Raw genomic sequence first — 16,732 nt, 5'->3', positions numbered from 1 at the left:
GAGGTTACTTGGGTATAAGTCAACGACAAGGGCTATGAGTAAACCACGTTCTCTTCGATGCCATTAACGAGTGATTGCGCACTTGACCAACGAAACACTTTCTCTAGCACTTCATTACCACCTGGCGTTTTCCAGTTTCGCTCTTGGCATTCTTGTCCACCAATGTGTTGATAAAACTCAACCGCAGGTTCGTTTTGGGAGACCACCTCAAGGTATAACCCACTGTCCTTAAAGTATTGCTGGTGCCATTCTGCTACAGCAAGAAGTAACTGTTTACCAATGCCTCTTCCGCGGTAGCTATCATCAACGTGTAATGCCTCAATAAAGCTACCACGCTCAAAGTCATGATTACCAAACACGCAAATGAAACCAAGAAGAAGTCCCCCCTCTTCTGCTAAAACAATGTGTTGGTTGAATGGCGGGTTGGTTAAGCGCGTTTGCCATATCAACAGCTTGTCGTCGATGGCTTCACTATCCAAGTACGCATCACTTAACACTCCGCGGTAATGACGCTTCCAGCTGTCCGCATGTAACTGCGCGATGCGTTCATAATCCTTATATTCCGCTAATCGTAATTCCATTACGTATTCCTATGTTCTTTTATTGCTTCTCTAACGAGCTTTGGCATTTTCCACCTCATTAACTACATATTATTGGCAGATTTTACAAATCTATAGCCACAGCTCATTGATTAATACTACTCATTATCCGTTTAAAAGCAAAATATCCCACCGACAACCGCTGTTTATTGCGAGCTTGCCCTTAACGATAGAACTGTCACAACTCGAAACAAAGTCATCTAACTTTAGTTTGACTTACACGTGTACGCTGATATTCTGGCGTACAGTTGTTAGCTCAAAGTTAGGGACACACCGTGACGCATAATAAACCGCCTCTTATCTGGCTGAATATATTGATATTTTCTGCCAGCTTTATACTGACCTTCGTTGTATTGCCTTGGTATGCATACCATTACGGATTAGGTTGGGAACATTTGATCTGGGGCATTCTCGCCTTTAGCTTTACCAATCTCTCCATTACCGCGGGTTATCACCGCCTATGGAGCCACAAACCTACGAAGCTCACCCAGTTTTACGATTCATCTTTGCCATTGGTGGTGCCTTCTCTCTTCAAAACAGTGCGATGCATTGGTCCTCTGATCATCGAGTTCATCACAAACATGTCGACGATAACGACAAAGACCCGTATTCAGCGAAACGCGGTTTTTGGTACTCGCATATTGGTTGGATGCTTCGTGATTACAACCAATCAAGAGAGAACGAGTACACGAACTGTCGCGATTTGAAGCGAGACAAAATCGTTGCATGGCAGCACAAGTATTACGTTCCTTTAGCTATTGTGACTAATATCGGCTTTCCTCTTTTACTGGGTCTTATCTATGGTGATATCTGGGGAATGTTCCTGATCGTTGGTGCTGCTCGCCTGTTTTTGAGCCATCACACGACTTTCTTTATCAATTCATTGGCACATGTTTGGGGTAAACAAACCTTCACCGATAAAAACACTGCTCGTGACAATGGCATTTTGGCATTCTTTACCTTTGGTGAGGGCTACCACAACTTCCATCACATCTTTGAGAATGATTACCGTAATGGCGTTTACTGGTGGCACTACGATCCAACCAAATGGCTGATCAAGTCCTGTTCTTGGTTGGGCTTAACAACGAAGCTTCGTACGACGTCAACGTTTCGCATAGAAAAAGCACGCGCGACGCAGTTATTGAAGAAAGCCAAAGAAAAACTAGAGAGTAAGCCAAACAGCCAGTCGATTCGTGATCAGCTTCAGAAGGAGTTCGACGCATTAGTGCATCATATGCAGGAATACTACGAAGTGCGCAAAGAAGTGCTCGGAGAGAAAACAGCGACAGTAGTGAAAAAATACGAGCGCTCGGTATCAAAGTTGAAGTACCAACAAATTAAAGAAGAATTTGAGCGTCAACAACGCAGTTGGAACCTTTTAGTACGTCGCTACGCCTAATCCGCGCTTCAATATAACGACGTTGAAATAACGACCTCAAAACAAAAGCTCCGATCATTCGGAGCTTTTTTGTACAATCAAGCCCCTTTAACGTGATCTAGCTCGAAGTATCACTTTTCCCACTTTTTAATCATTTCGTACGATTTTTATTCGATAAATTGTTCATATTTTCGTTTCATTAAAATCCGTAAAACCAGTACATAACACCTAAAAAACGTAATTTAAACAATATAATCCAAGGCAATTATTTATTAATCTATTATTTGTTTTAGATCATGCTAGCTCTAATTTAGTCTCGTGCCACAGGAAAGAATTCTGTAAATTCCCAGACATAAACTGAAACAGTTTCTTTCTTTTTTTCATAATATCTGGAGACAACCCTATGTTAGAGCTCTTAATTGGCTTGGTAGTGACCATTGCTGTGGGTTATTTCATTGTCAAAGGCTACAAAGCCGCTGGCGTGTTATTAACCGCGGGTATTAGTTTGCTTCTAATGACTGGCATCCTTGGCCATGACGTTCTGCCATCAAAAGTAACCTCAACGGGTAATATGGTGACGGACGCACTAGAGTACGTAAAATACATGCTTCAATACCGTGGCGGCGGCCTTGGTATGCAAATCATGCTACTTTGTGGCTTCGCGTCTTACATGACACACATCGGCGCAAACAATGTAGTAGTAAAACAGTTCTCTAAACCGCTTTCTTTCATCAAGTCTCCATACGTCCTTTTGATAGCGGCTTACATCGTGGCATGTTTGATGTCTCTTGCAGTGAGTTCAGCAACAGGTCTAGGCGTGCTATTGATGGCTACCCTATTCCCAATGATGACGGCAATGGGTATCTCTCGCCCTGCTGCGGTAGCAGTGTGTGCTTCACCTGCGGCAATCATCCTTTCGCCAACTTCTGGTGACGTGGTTATCGCGGCAGAAAAATCAGGCCTAGCACTTGACGTGTTCGCGGTTCAAACCGTACTGCCTGTTTCTATCTGTGCAATCATCGTAATGGCTGCAGCGGCTTTCTTCTGGAATAAATACCTAGATAAGAAAGACAACACGCCAATGGAAAAGATCGACGTATCTGAGATCAAAGCAGATGCGCCAGCGTTCTATGCTGTTCTTCCTTTTCTGCCAATCATCGGCGTATTCCTATTCAACGGTCGTACGATTCCTGGCCTGACTCTAGACATCTACACCATCGTGGTAGGTTCTATCTTCTTGGGTGCCGTGATTCACTATGTGGTGAACAAATTTGACGGTAAGAAGTCGCTTGAAGATCTTGATTCATGTTATGCAGGTATGGCAGATGCGTTCAAAGGCGTAGTAATGCTGTTGGTTGCGGCGGGTGTATTCGCACAAGGTCTAATGTCAATTGGTGCTATCGATAACCTACTTCATCTTGCAGACAATGCAGGTGCTGGCGGTGTTGCACTAATGCTTATCCTAACTGGCCTAACTGTTGCCGCTGCGATTGCGACAGGTTCTGGTAACGCTCCATTCTATGCGTTCGTAGAGCTTGCTCCTTCACTGGCTGCGAAGATGGGTTTAAACCCTGCGTTCCTAATCATCCCAATGCTACAAGCTTCTAACCTAGGCCGTACTATCTCGCCAGTATCTGGTGTAATCGTTGCGACTTCTGGTATGGCAAACATCAGCCCATTCGAAGTAGTGAAGCGTACATCAGTGCCCATTCTCGCAGGTCTGATTACTGTGATCATCGGTACTATGGTGCTTGTACCAATGACGGCATAAACTGCAGTTACATCGCGCAAATCAACAAAAGCTCGGCTTCTATGTCGAGCTTTTTTATCCATTCAATACACCTTATCGTCACCTATCCCCTCTCTTAATACTCCGCATTGAATACACAATGTGTCTCTTGGAAGTTCCAGAACCGCCGCTTACCGTGACGCTTTAACGGCACAAAGTAAAACGCCAGCTATGAACGCTGGCGTTTTTGTATTCGGCTATAAGTGACGCTGATTAAGCAGCTTTAAAGCGCTCTGGAATCTTGGTGATGCTTTGACGATAGCTGAACCATAGGTAGGTTACTGCTAGTGAGAAGAACAAGTAAGACAAAGCAAACACGATAGGAGAAGTAATCAGCTCTGCTGACATACCCCACATTACGCCGATCACTGTAATCGTCAATTTAGATAACATGCCACAGATCAGTAGGAACAAAGCAAGCTGTGGGAAACGCGAACTACGGAATGCGAAGAAGTAGCAGCTACCTACTGCAAGCGATGCAATAGAAAGACCTAGCATGAATGAATGGATGTGATCTGCTGATGCGACACCTGCAGAGACAGAAGCCATAAGTAATAGGAACAATTTCATAAGTCACCTCACTACGAGTAGAGAAAAGCATCCTTTCATTAATGAAAACTCATTTTGCGCCTTATTTTGCTTATCTATTTAGCAATTACAAGCACATTTTTTGCTCGCTTTATGTCCACCCTCCTCTTCGAAATTAAGTTATTACAAGTGGTTAACATTCTCTAATTTATAAACCCTTTAGATCCTGCACTTACAGAAAACAGTCGCTATTTTGGCCACTTTTGTTACAGAACATTAACACTAAAATATTTTGAAACTTTTTGCTTAAACTGTGAGCCAAACACTTAACTTCACGCTATCCATCTCGTTTCACTTAGGATCTCACTACCAAACCAACGATCCTTTACGTTAGATCAACATTTCCTTCATATATAAAACCATCCCATTACAAACATTTTTAATGTTTCAAATTACTTTTAGTCTTAGGGGTAAAAAGAGATTCCAATCACACATTTATTGGTTATAATCCGCGCTCATTACGTTATACGTTGAAAAACGCAAACTTATTTTGAGTAAACCCCATCTTTAAACCGACCCCTCTTTGCTATCCGCCAAGAGGTATTACTGAGAACAAAAATGAGCAAGATTGATAAAGCTATGCGCATCCTGCTAGCAGGATTCTGTATCAACCTTTGTCTTGGCATCCTGTATGCTTGGAGTGTATTCAACAAAGCACTAGTGACTGAGTCAGGCTGGAGCGCAGCAGAAGCATCTGCACCTTACGCGACTGCAACTATTACTTTCTCTATCTGTCTTCTTGTTGCAGGTATTCTTCAAGACCGTATGGGTCCACGTTTGATCCTTATCCTAGGTACTGTTCTAACAGGTCTAGGCATGATCGCGTCTGGTTTTGTTAACTCACCACTAATGCTGAACATCACTTTCGGTGTGATCACTGGTGCAGGTATCGGTTTTGGTTACGCGTGTCTTTCTCCTTCAGCAATGAAGTGGTTCCACTCATCTAAGAAAGGTATGGTTAACGGGATCATCGCAGCAGGTTTCGGTCTAGCAGCTATCTACCTAGCTCCTGTGACTTCTGCGCTGATCGACAGCATGGGCATCCAAACGAGCTTCCTAGTTCTTGGTGTTGGTATCCTTGCTATCGCTGTTCCTCTAGCAGCAACAATCAACAACCCACCAGCGGATTACACGCCAGCTGAACCTAAAGTAAAAGAAGGTCAAGCACCTAAGGTTGTGAAGAAGTCTGACGACCTAACTTGGAAAGCAATGCTTAAAACGCCACAGTTCTACTCTCTATGGATCATGTACGCGTTCGCAGCTTCTGTTGGTCTTATGATCATCGGTAACATCACAACTATCGCAAGCGTTCAAGCGAACCTACCAAACGCGGTTTACCTAGCGTCTATCCTTGCGGTATTTAACTCAGGCGGTCGTGTAGCAGCTGGTATGCTTGCAGACAAGATCGGTGGCGTACGTACTCTTCTTCTAGCGTTCGTTCTACAGGGCATCAACATGGTTCTGTTCGCAACATTCAAAACTGAGTTCACGCTAATCATCGGTACAGCAATCGCAGCAGTAGGTTACGGTACGCTTCTAGCAGTATTCCCTACTCTAACGGCTGAATTCTACGGTCTGAAGAACTACGGTACTAACTACGGCGTGCTTTACACAGCATGGGGTATCGGTGGTGCAATCGGTGCTGCTGTTGTTGGTTTCTCAATGACTAACGGTGACGGTTACACGCTTGCTTACACTATCTCAGCGGCAATGATGGCGGTATGTATCGTACTAGCGTTCATCACTAAGCCACTGACTGAAGCGAAAGTAGCGCAACTGAAAAACGCTTAATCGCCAGTTCAGGTCTATTTATCTTATAGATCTGCAGAAATTGATTCGAAAAAGGCTTAACCTATGGGTTAAGCCTTTTTTATTGTTAGTTGGTTATGGAAAACACCGTCTCACTCGCGCCAGATTACTATCTCGATAACTTCTTTAAGCTCACACAGCACGCTACCGAGTGGTACAGCGACTTACTTACCAAAGATGAACACCAATGGCTGTCCGCGTTTGGTAGCTTAAACAAACCCGCACAATGCCTTCTCGTACGTCTTTACGGCCGTAAAGGGTGTTGGTTTCGCAGCGACAAACTCAGCTATCAAGAAATCGAGAACATCCAGGCGGCTTTGGATGAATTGGCAGCTCATGATTTTGTCTCGCTCTCCCCAGACCTAACAACGCAAGAATTAGCAGCGAATCTACTGACCAAGCCAGAAATCGTCACGCTCTATCCTGAGCATCCTAAATCCCTCAAGAAAGAGGCGTTAGTGGCATGCTTGAGTGAAGAGCGTTTCGAGCTATTTGAGGCTCTGGATTTCACAGTGATTAAGCTTAACTCCGCACACATGATTGATGTTTTGTTGACGCTGTTTTTTGCGAATACCCATCAAGACCTTAGCCAATTCGTGCTCGACGATTTAGGCTTGCACCAATTCGAACAATACCAGTTAAGTAAAACGCGTCGATTCTTTGAGAGCAGAGAGCAAATCGATCGCCTTATTGAACTCAGCCAACTCTCCAACATTTATTGGCAATGCGACAGAAAACAAAAAGCGAACCTCAATATTCTTATCGAAGCAATTCCAGAACAGGTTGAACATCGCTACGTCGACCGTAAGCGCGAGCACCTGATTAACGACATTGCCCGTGATTACGAGCGCATAAACGAGCTTGAGATTGCAATTGCCTTGTTTGAGAAAACCGCACTCACCCCAAGCAGAGAACGTCGTGCTCGCATCTACGACAAGCTAGAGCAAAACGATTCATTTAGTGACATTGTCACTGAAATGCTCACTGACCCTATCGATGTCTCTGAATTTGAGGTGGCACAAAAGCTTGAACAACGCGTTAAACGTAAACAAGGATTGAAAGTCCCGAGAGCCACAAAGCCAAAATGCAGCGAATACCACATCGAATTAGATCTATCACATCAACGTGTTGAACTGGCAACCAAAGCGCATTTCGAAAGTTTAGGTTGGACCGTTTTCTATTCCGAGAATACCCTACTCAACAGCTTGTTAGGATTGACCTTGTGGGATGCGATTTTTGCACCGAGAGAAGGCGCATTCATCAACGCTTATCAACATCGACCGTTGGATTTGTATCACGCCGATTTTGCCGATAAAAGAAAGCAGCTTATCGACAATGCGCTTGAGCAAGTTCAACAAGGGAAGACGCAGGCGCTGATTGATACATACAGAGATAAAGTTGGGGTAAGTAATCCCTTCGTCAGTTGGGCGTATGTGAACGAAGAGCTGATTTCCCTAGCACTTGAACACATCCCTAATGACCTGTTGGTCGAACTGTTTAACGTGCAGTTAAGCGACCTAAAACTCTATCGAAACGGCATGCCGGATTTGATAGCTTTTAAAGATGGGAAGTTTGAGTGGATAGAAGTGAAAGGTCCAGGCGATAAACTCCAAGATAACCAATGGCGTTGGATCAAGGAGTTCAATCGCCTCGATGTGCCGTTCTCAGTCTGTTATGTAACAGCAATCTGATAATAGGAGAGGCAAAATCATCTTCGTTTTGCAGCTTGGTTTTCTTCTCCACCAATCTTTCATTTCGATTTTTAAATATGATTCTTCGATGAATCATAGTCTACGTTAGCGTCCTTTTAAGGTATATCACTATGCCTTAAAAGGACGCCATTTCCTGTCACTAAACAAACCTCCTAGCTTTTGATCTTCATCTTTTTATTGACAATTTTTCCTCAAACATTAACATGCATATAAAATACACGTTAAGAGGTGTGATTATGGAGTTTAAAACTGTATCAATGCTTGGTGGGATCGTAATGGTTATATCGTTGGCAGTAATGAGCACAACAATATTGATCAGTTTTCCTTACGCAAATCACTTCTCGATCATTCAACAAGCCATCGCACACATCGGCACGATCATCTTTGCAGGTGTATTCAAAGTTGGATATGTCGCTTATATCGTTGGTCGCTACGAAAGAAATCTAGCAATCTGAGGAGTTCATTATGAAGAAGGCATTTTTAATCTATTTCAGCATGGCGGCATCACTTGGCTTGATCGCACCTTTCATGGTGCTCTATCTCGCAACACACAGCTAAGACGAATTGGTCAATAATAAATTAGACGAGCTACTTCTGAGAGCGGCATGATATCCATGTCGCTCTTCGAGATTTCGGGGCTTTAGAGAAACCTAACCAACGTAAGGTTATGACTTTCCTAAGTAAGGCGACAGGAACGTACTCGCCTCTTCACTGCACAAGCCAATTTCCACTTCTACGCCGCCCTCTTTTAGGATGTCGATACCACGACCAGCATTTCGAGGGTCAGGATCTAACATGGCAACCACCACTTTTTTAATGCCGCAAGTCACTAAGGTTTTTGCGCAAGCAGGTGTACGTCCAACAAACGAACAGGGCTCTAGTGTTACATACGCGGTCACGTCACTTAGATCGCCCTTGTAAGCCTTGAGAGCTTCAACTTCTGCATGATTGCCACCAATCGCCTGTGTATGCCCCTCTGATACGATTTCACCGTCTTTGACCAGCACGCAACCAACAGGTGGGTTTGGTTGACAAGCAGGCAGCGCGTTGCGTGACACTTCTAACGCACGAAGCATAAATTGTTGGCTCATTTGGATCTGATACTCGTTATTCAAAATTTGGGTGATGGATTCTAACGCCAGCATGCTTTCCTCGCCATATAAAAGTGTTTGAAAAGCTCTTACGTTTGGCCTCTCCAAACAAATCAATCCCTTTATGATTTTCACAAAAAATAAAACGGGGCGAACCGAAGTTGCCCCGTTGATTACCACTCTTCAGACCGCATTCCGAAAAAGTGATTAACGAATTCTCATCGTTAGTTCTACTGCACGAAGTTGCGCCAATGCTTTGTTCAACTCCATGTGTGCCTGTGCAAAGCTGATGTCGTCCACATGCGCGCGAATGTTTTCTTCCGCCGCTCTGCGAGCTTCTTCCGCCCTTGCTTTGTCGATGTCTTTACCATGAAGCGCAGTATCCGCTAATACAGTCACCACATCAGATTGGACTTCGACCAAACCACCAGAGACATACAGAATCTCTTCAGGTTTCGACAAGTCACCGGTAATACGAGCAACACCCGGCTTGATTTTACTGATCAGTGGGGAGTGACCTGGACGAATACCTAACTCACCATCCGCACCCGCTACCGCAATAGCGTGTGCCGGACCTGAGTAAAGTGTGCCCTCTGCACTTACCACATTCAGTTGAAACGTATTTTGTGAAACCGCTATGGCCATATTGCCTCCCGCGCTTTACAGTTTGTTCGCTTTTTCAAGCACTTCATCGATGCTGCCGCAATACATAAACGCTTGCTCAGGTATATCGTCGTATTCACCCGCTAACAACCCCTTAAAGCCGCGAATTGTATCGGCAAGAGAAACGTAAACACCTGGGTCGCCTGTAAATACCTCTGCTACGTGGTATGGCTGAGTGAGGAAACGTTCAATTTTACGAGCACGTGATACCACTTGTTTGTCGTCTTCAGACAGTTCATCCATGCCTAAAATGGCGATGATGTCTTTCAATTCTTTGTAGCGTTGTAATGTCTGCTGCACACCACGAGCGATGTCGTAATGCTCTTGACCTACTACTAATGGGTCCAATTGACGAGACGTCGAATCTAACGGGTCAATCGCTGGGTACAAGCCCATTGCAGCGATGTTTCGGTTAAGTACCACCGTCGCATCCAAGTGCGCAAACGTGGTTGCTGGTGATGGGTCAGTCAAGTCATCCGCTGGTACGTAAACCGCTTGAATAGAAGTGATAGAACCATTCTTAGTCGACGTGATACGCTCTTGAAGCACACCCATCTCTTCTGCCAGTGTTGGTTGGTAACCTACTGCAGATGGCATACGACCAAGCAATGCGGATACCTCGGTACCTGCCAATGTATAACGGTAAATGTTATCCACGAACAACAGTACGTCACGACCCTCATCACGGAAACGTTCTGCGATGGTCAAGCCTGTTAGCGCAACACGTAGACGGTTACCCGGTGGCTCGTTCATCTGACCGTAAACCATGGCTACTTTGTCGAGAACGCCCGCTTCCTTCATTTCGTAGTAGAAGTCGTTACCCTCACGAGTACGTTCACCTACACCGGTAAATACCGACAAACCTGAGTGAGCTTTAGCAATGTTATTAATAAGCTCCATCATGTTTACCGTCTTACCTACACCCGCACCACCGAACAGGCCGATCTTACCGCCCTTCGCAAACGGACAAATCAAGTCGATGACTTTAACGCCCGTTTCTAGTAGCGCAGTACTGTTAGATTGCTCTTCGTAGCTTGGTGCATCACGGTGAATTTCGTAAGACACTTGCTCACCGATTGGACCACATTCATCGATTGGATGACCCAACACGTTCATGATACGACCTAGAGTTTCTTCACCAACTGGAACCGTGATCGGGTGACCCGTGGATTCCACTTCTAGGCCACGTTTAAGACCATCTGAAGAACCCATTGCGATACAGCGAACCACACCGCCGCCCAACTGTTGCTGAACTTCCAGCATCAGTGAGCCATCGCTGCCATCGTTGATTTTCAGTGCATCGTAAACTTTTGGGCCTTTGCCTTGTTCGAACTCGACGTCGACCACCGCACCGATGACTTTGACGATTTTGCCAATACTCATAATTTAAACCTCAAATTCTCTCTCTAAACCGCTTGTGCGCCGGATACAATTTCACTCAACTCTTGAGTAATCGCCGCTTGACGCGCTTTGTTGTAAACCAGCTGTAGGTCTTCAATCAGTTGCGCTGCATTATCAGTCGCGGCAGACATTGCCATCATCCGCGCGGCTTGTTCACAAGCGATGCTCTCAACCACACCCTGATAAACCAGTGATTCCACATAGCGTTGAATCAGGTGGTTGAGAATGTCTTGAGGAGACTGCTCGTAGAGGTAATCCCAACGAGCCTCTTTATCACGTGAAATGTCTTCTTTCGGGAACGGCAGCATTTGTAATACCGTTGGTTTTTGCACCATGGTGTTTACAAACTGGTTGTAAACAAGGAACAAGCGGTCGATTTTGCCTTCGGAGTAGTGCTCCATCATGGCGTTAACCGCACCCAACATATCTTCCAGTTTTGGTGCATCACCAAGGCCAGAAGTCTGCGCCATTACTTTCCCGAGGGACTGGAAAAAGCTGATTGCTTTAGAACCGATGAGCGTCGTGTCTACTTCGACGCCCTTCTCTTGCCAGTCCTGCATTTCTGCCAATACTTTTTTGAACAAATTACTGTTCAGGCCACCACACAAACCTCGATCGGATGAGATGATGATGTAAGCCACTCGCTTCGCTTCGCGTTCTTGAAGGAAAGGATGGCTATACTCCAGCGTACCGGACGAGACGTGACCGATAACCTTACGCATGTTCTCTGCATAAGGACGGGACGCCTGCATGTTCTCCTGCACTTTGCGCATCTTGCTGGCGGCGACCATTTGCATCGCACTCGTAATCTTTTGCGTGCTACTCACGCTAGCAATTTTGGTGCGAATCTCTTTGGTATTTGCCATAACGGACTCCTGTTAGTGGTCCTACGATTGCAGCGCAGTAAACTCTTTCAGCAAGCTGTGTAGCTCACTCTCGATCTCGTCGTTGTAATCACCGGATAGGTTAATCTTATCCAGTAGCGGCTGCGCGTTAGTACGACCAAATGCCATCAACTCATCTTCAAAACTAGAGATTTGGTTTAACGCCACATCAGTGAGGTAGCCCTTCTCTGCCGCAAAGATCGCCAGTGCTTGCTCAGCAACGGTCATCGGTGCGTACTGTTTCTGCTTCATGAGTTCCGTTACTTTCTCACCGTGGTCAAGCTGACGACGTGTCGCATCATCTAGGTCAGAAGAGAACTGAGCAAATGCTGCCAATTCGCGGTATTGCGCCAACGCGGTACGAATACCCCCCGACAGCTTCTTGATCACTTTGGTTTGTGCTGCACCACCAACACGAGAGACCGAAATACCTGGGTCAACCGCTGGACGTAAGCCTGAGTTGAATAGCTGAGTCTGTAGGAAGATTTGACCATCAGTAATCGAGATTACGTTGGTTGGTACGAACGCCGATACGTCACCCGCTTGAGTTTCGATGATTGGCAGTGCGGTTAGAGAACCGGTTTTGCCTTTCACTTCACCGTTAGTGAATCGCTCTACGTATCCTTCATTAACACGTGCTGCACGTTCTAGCAGGCGTGAGTGGAGGTAGAAAACATCACCCGGGAAGGCTTCACGACCTGGTGGGCGTTTTAGCAGTAGTGAGATTTGACGGTAAGCCACCGCCTGTTTTGATAGGTCATCATAAACAATCAGCGCATCTTCACCACGGTCACGGAAGTATTCGCCCATTGTGCAACCTGCGTATGGCGCTAGGTATTGCAACGCTGCCGCTTCTGATGCTGACGCAACCACAACAATGGTGTTTTCTAGCGCACCATGCTCTTCTAGCTTGCGAACCACGTTGGCAATCGTCGATGCTTTTTGACCAATTGCAACGTAAATACATTTAACGCCCAGTTCTTTTTGGTTGATGATGGCATCAATCGCCATCGCGGTTTTACCTGTCTGACGGTCACCGATGATCAACTCACGTTGACCACGACCGATTGGCACCATGGAGTCTACCGCTTTGTAACCAGTTTGGATTGGTTGGTCTACAGACTTTCGGTCGATAACACCAGGGGCAATCACTTCAACAGGGTCCATACGATCGAATGACACTGCGCCTTTACCATCGATTGGTTGACCTAGCGTGTTCACTACGCGACCTAGCAAACCGTTGCCGACTGGCACTTCAAGAATACGACCGGTGCCTTTTACTTTCATCCCTTCTGACAAGTCCGCATATGGACCCATCACAACCGCGCCGACGGAATGACGCTCTAAGTTAAGTGCCAACGCGAAGCGGTTATTTGGCAGTTCTAGCATCTCGCCTTGCATAACATCTGCAAGACCGTGAATTGTGATGATGCCGTCACTCACAGAGACGATAGTACCTTCATTTCTCGCTTCACTTTCGAGGTTGAAGTTAACAATTCGCTCTCTGATTAATTCACTGATTTCATTTGAATTTAATTGCATTTCTATACCCCGTTACACATGTAGGTTGGTCGCCAATCGGCTTAGGTTGGTGAGGACACTGCCGTCATACACGGTCTGCCCTGCTGTGATCACCACACCACCTACAAGGGATGGATCCAGTTGTGTTTCTAGTGTGATGGCTTTACCGTATTTTTCGGTTAACGCTTGTTTAAGCCTTGCCATCTGTTCCTCATCCAGAGGTTCTGAAACACGCACTGTTACTGTCATAGTTCGTTCGTAATCCGCTTTCATCTCTTGGAACTGAACATTTACTTCACTGAGCGCTTTTAGGCGCTTGTTCTCTTCCATAATGCGAAGAAAATTCTCGAAGTTTTGATTCAACCATTCACCACCAGCATGAAGAATCAGATCCAACAATGGTTGTTCAGAACCGTCTTCATCAAGGTCATTCAAGACCAGAAGTGTGTTAGGTTGTTCCAAGACCACTTGGGTAATCGCAAACATTTGTTGCCAATCGTCCAAGCATTCTACGTCGCGTGCGTAATCAAACGCCGCTTTTGCGTAGGGTTGAGCTACCACTGTCAATTCGGACATGTGCCCTCCTACATTTCGTTGATGAAGCGGTTCACCAAGTCGCGGTTAGCCGAGCTATCCAGATTGCGATTAATCAGCTTGCTGGCACTTTCAATCACCAGATCCGCCATCTCATCTTTCAGCTCTTGGCGAACTTTGCTGCGTTCGCTTTCCACTTCTGCTTTGCCTTCTGCTACAATGCGCGCTTTCTCTTGATTTGCCAGATCAACCGCTTCCGCAACCATCTGTTCTTGACGTTGCTTACCTTGGTTGATGATGGCTTGAGCTTTTGAGCGAGCTTCTGTCAGCAGCGCTTCACCATTCGCTTTTGCCAGTTCTAACTCTTGTGCTGCTTTTTCTGTTTGCTCAAGACCTTGGGCAATTTCAGCACGACGCTCATCAAGCAGTTTTACAAGTGGTGGCCAGACATATTTCATGCACAGCCAAACGAAAATCACGAAGGAGATCGCCTGACCAAACATTGAGGCATTTAAGTTCATAGCACCCTCTCTTCTATAACGTTATGAAAATTATTAATTCGAATTACGCTACAGCGAAGATGATGTACAAGCCGATACCTACACCGATCATTGGCACCGCGTCCACAAGACCCATCATGATGAAGAACTGAGTACGAAGCATTGGGGTCAGATCAGGTTGACGAGCCACACCTTCAAGGTATTTACCTGCAAGGTTACCGATACCTGCTGCGGCACCCGCTGCACCAAGACCGATCAGTAGTGCACCCGCCACGTAAAGAACTGCGCTAACGATATCCATAACAACTCCTAGAATTGAATTTTTTAATTAAGAAACAAGATTTTTGAAATTAATGCTCTTCAACAGCCATACCGAGATAAACCACGGTCAGCACCATAAAAATAAATGCTTGAAGAACAACAATAAGAATGTGGAACAGTGCCCAAGGAACACTTAGTGCCCATTGCATCCACCACGGCATTAATGCAATTAGAATGAAGATCATTTCACCTGCATACATATTGCCAAACAATCGAAGACCCAAAGATATTGGTTTAGAAATTAACGTTACCAATTCAAGAACTAAGTTCACTGGATATAACAACGGATGTGAAAACGGTTGAGTAGTTAACTCTTTAATAAAACCTTTCACGCCCTTGTTTTTAAACGTATAACCTAAAACCAAAATAAACACGCCTAATGCCATAGACATCGTAATATTGATGTCAGCGGATGGTAAGTCACGAAAGTGTTCAACGCCTACAGCACTAGTAAGTGCAGGAATTAAATCAATCGGTAACAAATCCACGGCATTCATTAATAACACCCAAACAAATATTGTCAGTGCTAAGGGACCAATTAACTTGTCCTTGGCTTGAAATATTTCTTTTACGATGTCATCGACGAACTCAAATATTATCTCGATCAAACACTGGAATCGTCCTGGTACTCCTTTCGTTCCTTTCGTCACCGCATAACGGAATGAAAGGATGAAAACGAGCCCCGTCAGCCAGACCATGATCATGGAATCAAGGTTAATTCCAAACCAACCGTCGCCGGCGGTGAGAAAGGTCAGGTGGTGCTCAATATATTCATGAGCGGACTGGACAGTCTCCATTTATGCCTTCCTTTCGAAGCGGTCTCTGAACAGCGGCGTTAAGAAGTGACCAAACATCGTCACACAAAAGCCTATCAGGACCACGATGTTGCGAAGAGCCATAAATCGAAACGTCAAAACAAACATCACAATGGTGTAAATGACTTTGATATTTCGACTCAGATGCATGAGGTCACGCAAACTCTCTTCTGGTTTCACCCTAGATTTAATGGACGCGAATACCATGCCGAACAAAGATGGAAGAATCGCGATAAGCACCCCAGTAATCGCTGACTCAGCACTGAGAGAGCCGCTTCGCATGTACTCATACGCGATGAATACCAGACCCAAAATTGCTTGAGCAATCAGAATCCTCTTGCCTGCCACCAATATTGGATCGTCGTGAATATTAGCTTCCATAAATCACCCTTTAAAATAATTTCGAATTAAACTTCTGATAATTAAACTTCACAAAACAAAGCTGTCTAGTGACAACAAATTACATTAAGATAAATTTAATACACAGAATTAAATTTAACCTGATAATTATTATTCACATATTTAAAAATCAAAACGGAATCACTCCGTATTTCCGCTTCCCCAGAAATATACACCGATAATTTTAATAATCTAAAACGGAAAACTTGCAAATTATCATTCCATTTTTGCAGTGTTATTTTGTTTGAACATTTCAAAAATGAAATATACATTGATTAAGCCGTCTTTATCAGGGTTAAGACGAAAAGCTTGTCACATGGAAGTGACACTCCATTAGAAAGGAATAAAAGTGATTTTAGGGTATATATTTTTAAATATAGCAATTGCAAATATATAACCAATTAATAAACCTGTTTAATATCGCAATGAAATATCTTTTAAAGAGAAGCTTAAAAGATAAGAATTAAATATATTATTTCTCTACGTCAGTTGTAGCACATTAAAACCCACACCTCATGTGGTAATCGCGATCAAAGAACAAAAAAGAAAGGTCAAATGATGAATACTGCTTTCTATGGGCTACCAATCCCTAGACCTACTAGACAAGATTAATCAGCTACAGCAACTTCAGTCAGAAGTTAAGAAAATAAATATACCCGTGATCATTGAAGATGCTTGATTTTCTTTAGAATCAGGATCATGCTACGCACCATGAAACTAATATTGAC

At 44.6% G+C, this 16,732-nt stretch carries 16 protein-coding genes and 1 pseudogene; 5 read left to right on the top strand and 12 right to left on the bottom strand.

Annotated features, from left to right (window positions below):
* Window positions 1-32 precede the first annotated feature (32 nt).
* Window positions 33-581, bottom strand: a complete 549-nt coding sequence (locus KIV40_RS07140; RefSeq protein WP_005426812.1) for a GNAT family N-acetyltransferase — start codon at window positions 579-581, stop codon at window positions 33-35.
* Between the two features lie 293 nt (window positions 582-874).
* On the opposite strand from KIV40_RS07140, the pseudogene KIV40_RS07135 reads away from it, so the two are divergent.
* Both KIV40_RS07135 and dcuC read left to right on the top strand, forming a co-directional pair.
* Window positions 875-1,998 (top strand): annotated as a pseudogene (locus tag KIV40_RS07135) (acyl-CoA desaturase).
* Between the two features lie 382 nt (window positions 1,999-2,380).
* Window positions 2,381-3,748, top strand: a complete 1,368-nt coding sequence (gene dcuC / locus KIV40_RS07130) for an anaerobic C4-dicarboxylate transporter DcuC (protein ID WP_285348478.1) — start codon at window positions 2,381-2,383, stop codon at window positions 3,746-3,748.
* 231 nt (window positions 3,749-3,979) lie between these two features.
* Here dcuC and KIV40_RS07125 read toward each other — a convergent pair whose 3' ends face one another.
* The gene (locus tag KIV40_RS07125) at window positions 3,980-4,336 is read right to left on the bottom strand and encodes a hypothetical protein (protein WP_005447150.1); all 357 of its coding nucleotides are present in this window, start codon (window positions 4,334-4,336) and stop codon (window positions 3,980-3,982) included.
* 576 nt (window positions 4,337-4,912) lie between these two features.
* Here KIV40_RS07125 and KIV40_RS07120 point away from each other — a divergent pair.
* From KIV40_RS07120 to KIV40_RS07110, 3 genes are all read left to right on the top strand, one after another.
* Window positions 4,913-6,145, top strand: coding sequence for an OFA family MFS transporter (locus KIV40_RS07120; protein WP_134977930.1), 1,233 nt, complete (start codon window positions 4,913-4,915; stop codon window positions 6,143-6,145).
* Between the two features lie 95 nt (window positions 6,146-6,240).
* Window positions 6,241-7,854: a VRR-NUC domain-containing protein gene (locus tag KIV40_RS07115; protein WP_285348477.1), complete on the top strand. Its 1,614-nt coding sequence runs from the start codon at window positions 6,241-6,243 to the stop codon at window positions 7,852-7,854.
* 257 nt (window positions 7,855-8,111) lie between these two features.
* Window positions 8,112-8,330, top strand: a complete 219-nt coding sequence (locus tag KIV40_RS07110) for a hypothetical protein (protein WP_005533302.1) — start codon at window positions 8,112-8,114, stop codon at window positions 8,328-8,330.
* 210 nt (window positions 8,331-8,540) lie between these two features.
* Here KIV40_RS07110 and KIV40_RS07105 read toward each other — a convergent pair whose 3' ends face one another.
* The 10 genes from KIV40_RS07105 to KIV40_RS07060 all read right to left on the bottom strand — a co-directional run bounded on the left by KIV40_RS07105 (window position 8,541) and on the right by KIV40_RS07060 (window position 15,986).
* The gene (locus tag KIV40_RS07105) at window positions 8,541-8,966 is read right to left on the bottom strand and encodes a bifunctional diaminohydroxyphosphoribosylaminopyrimidine deaminase/5-amino-6-(5-phosphoribosylamino)uracil reductase RibD (RefSeq protein ID WP_050906301.1); all 426 of its coding nucleotides are present in this window, start codon (window positions 8,964-8,966) and stop codon (window positions 8,541-8,543) included.
* A gap of 207 nt (window positions 8,967-9,173) precedes the next feature.
* On the bottom strand, window positions 9,174-9,611 hold the full coding sequence (locus KIV40_RS07100; RefSeq protein ID WP_285348475.1) for a F0F1 ATP synthase subunit epsilon: 438 nt from the start codon (window positions 9,609-9,611) through the stop codon (window positions 9,174-9,176).
* Between the two features lie 15 nt (window positions 9,612-9,626).
* Window positions 9,627-11,012 carry a F0F1 ATP synthase subunit beta gene (gene atpD, locus KIV40_RS07095; protein WP_285348474.1) on the bottom strand — a complete coding sequence of 462 codons (1,386 nt, stop codon included), beginning with the start codon at window positions 11,010-11,012 and terminating at the stop codon, window positions 9,627-9,629.
* Between the two features lie 23 nt (window positions 11,013-11,035).
* Window positions 11,036-11,896: a F0F1 ATP synthase subunit gamma gene (gene atpG / locus KIV40_RS07090; protein WP_255903252.1), complete on the bottom strand. Its 861-nt coding sequence runs from the start codon at window positions 11,894-11,896 to the stop codon at window positions 11,036-11,038.
* 21 nt (window positions 11,897-11,917) lie between these two features.
* Window positions 11,918-13,456, bottom strand: a complete 1,539-nt coding sequence (gene atpA / locus KIV40_RS07085) for a F0F1 ATP synthase subunit alpha (RefSeq protein WP_285348472.1) — start codon at window positions 13,454-13,456, stop codon at window positions 11,918-11,920.
* 12 nt (window positions 13,457-13,468) lie between these two features.
* Window positions 13,469-14,011 carry a F0F1 ATP synthase subunit delta gene (locus tag KIV40_RS07080; protein ID WP_103411645.1) on the bottom strand — a complete coding sequence of 181 codons (543 nt, stop codon included), beginning with the start codon at window positions 14,009-14,011 and terminating at the stop codon, window positions 13,469-13,471.
* A gap of 8 nt (window positions 14,012-14,019) precedes the next feature.
* Window positions 14,020-14,490, bottom strand: coding sequence for a F0F1 ATP synthase subunit B (locus KIV40_RS07075; RefSeq protein ID WP_005431830.1), 471 nt, complete (start codon window positions 14,488-14,490; stop codon window positions 14,020-14,022).
* 43 nt (window positions 14,491-14,533) lie between these two features.
* Window positions 14,534-14,770 carry a F0F1 ATP synthase subunit C gene (atpE, locus tag KIV40_RS07070; protein WP_004727739.1) on the bottom strand — a complete coding sequence of 79 codons (237 nt, stop codon included), beginning with the start codon at window positions 14,768-14,770 and terminating at the stop codon, window positions 14,534-14,536.
* Between the two features lie 49 nt (window positions 14,771-14,819).
* Complete coding sequence (gene atpB, locus KIV40_RS07065; protein ID WP_012129610.1) at window positions 14,820-15,587, bottom strand: F0F1 ATP synthase subunit A; 768 nt, start codon at window positions 15,585-15,587, stop codon at window positions 14,820-14,822.
* Window positions 15,588-15,986 (bottom strand): ATP synthase subunit I, encoded by a 399-nt coding sequence (locus tag KIV40_RS07060; RefSeq protein WP_012129611.1) that lies wholly within the window; start codon window positions 15,984-15,986, stop codon window positions 15,588-15,590. It abuts the gene before it with no gap.
* Between the last annotated feature and the right edge of the window lie 746 nt (window positions 15,987-16,732).

This window comes from Vibrio sp. D173a (assembly GCF_030248475.1).
Note: the sequence above shows the minus strand (reverse complement) of the source record. Positions and strands in the feature narration are given on the sequence as shown.

Excerpts from the sequence above, each read along its gene's own strand:
- KIV40_RS07140 (WP_005426812.1), bottom strand. The coding sequence starts at position 581 with ATGGAATTACGATTAGCGGAATATAAGGATTATGAACGCATCGCGCAG.
- dcuC (WP_285348478.1), top strand. The coding sequence starts at position 2,381 with ATGTTAGAGCTCTTAATTGGCTTGGTAGTGACCATTGCTGTGGGTTAT.
- KIV40_RS07125 (WP_005447150.1), bottom strand. The coding sequence starts at position 4,336 with ATGAAATTGTTCCTATTACTTATGGCTTCTGTCTCTGCAGGTGTCGCA.
- KIV40_RS07120 (WP_134977930.1), top strand. The coding sequence starts at position 4,913 with ATGAGCAAGATTGATAAAGCTATGCGCATCCTGCTAGCAGGATTCTGT.
- KIV40_RS07115 (WP_285348477.1), top strand. The coding sequence starts at position 6,241 with ATGGAAAACACCGTCTCACTCGCGCCAGATTACTATCTCGATAACTTC.
- KIV40_RS07110 (WP_005533302.1), top strand. The coding sequence starts at position 8,112 with ATGGAGTTTAAAACTGTATCAATGCTTGGTGGGATCGTAATGGTTATA.
- KIV40_RS07105 (WP_050906301.1), bottom strand. The coding sequence starts at position 8,966 with ATGAGCCAACAATTTATGCTTCGTGCGTTAGAAGTGTCACGCAACGCG.
- KIV40_RS07100 (WP_285348475.1), bottom strand. The coding sequence starts at position 9,611 with ATGGCCATAGCGGTTTCACAAAATACGTTTCAACTGAATGTGGTAAGT.
- atpD (WP_285348474.1), bottom strand. The coding sequence starts at position 11,012 with ATGAGTATTGGCAAAATCGTCAAAGTCATCGGTGCGGTGGTCGACGTC.
- atpG (WP_255903252.1), bottom strand. The coding sequence starts at position 11,896 with ATGGCAAATACCAAAGAGATTCGCACCAAAATTGCTAGCGTGAGTAGC.
- atpA (WP_285348472.1), bottom strand. The coding sequence starts at position 13,456 with ATGCAATTAAATTCAAATGAAATCAGTGAATTAATCAGAGAGCGAATT.
- KIV40_RS07080 (WP_103411645.1), bottom strand. The coding sequence starts at position 14,011 with ATGTCCGAATTGACAGTGGTAGCTCAACCCTACGCAAAAGCGGCGTTT.
- KIV40_RS07075 (WP_005431830.1), bottom strand. The coding sequence starts at position 14,490 with ATGAACTTAAATGCCTCAATGTTTGGTCAGGCGATCTCCTTCGTGATT.
- atpE (WP_004727739.1), bottom strand. The coding sequence starts at position 14,770 with ATGGATATCGTTAGCGCAGTTCTTTACGTGGCGGGTGCACTACTGATC.
- atpB (WP_012129610.1), bottom strand. The coding sequence starts at position 15,587 with ATGGAGACTGTCCAGTCCGCTCATGAATATATTGAGCACCACCTGACC.
- KIV40_RS07060 (WP_012129611.1), bottom strand. The coding sequence starts at position 15,986 with ATGGAAGCTAATATTCACGACGATCCAATATTGGTGGCAGGCAAGAGG.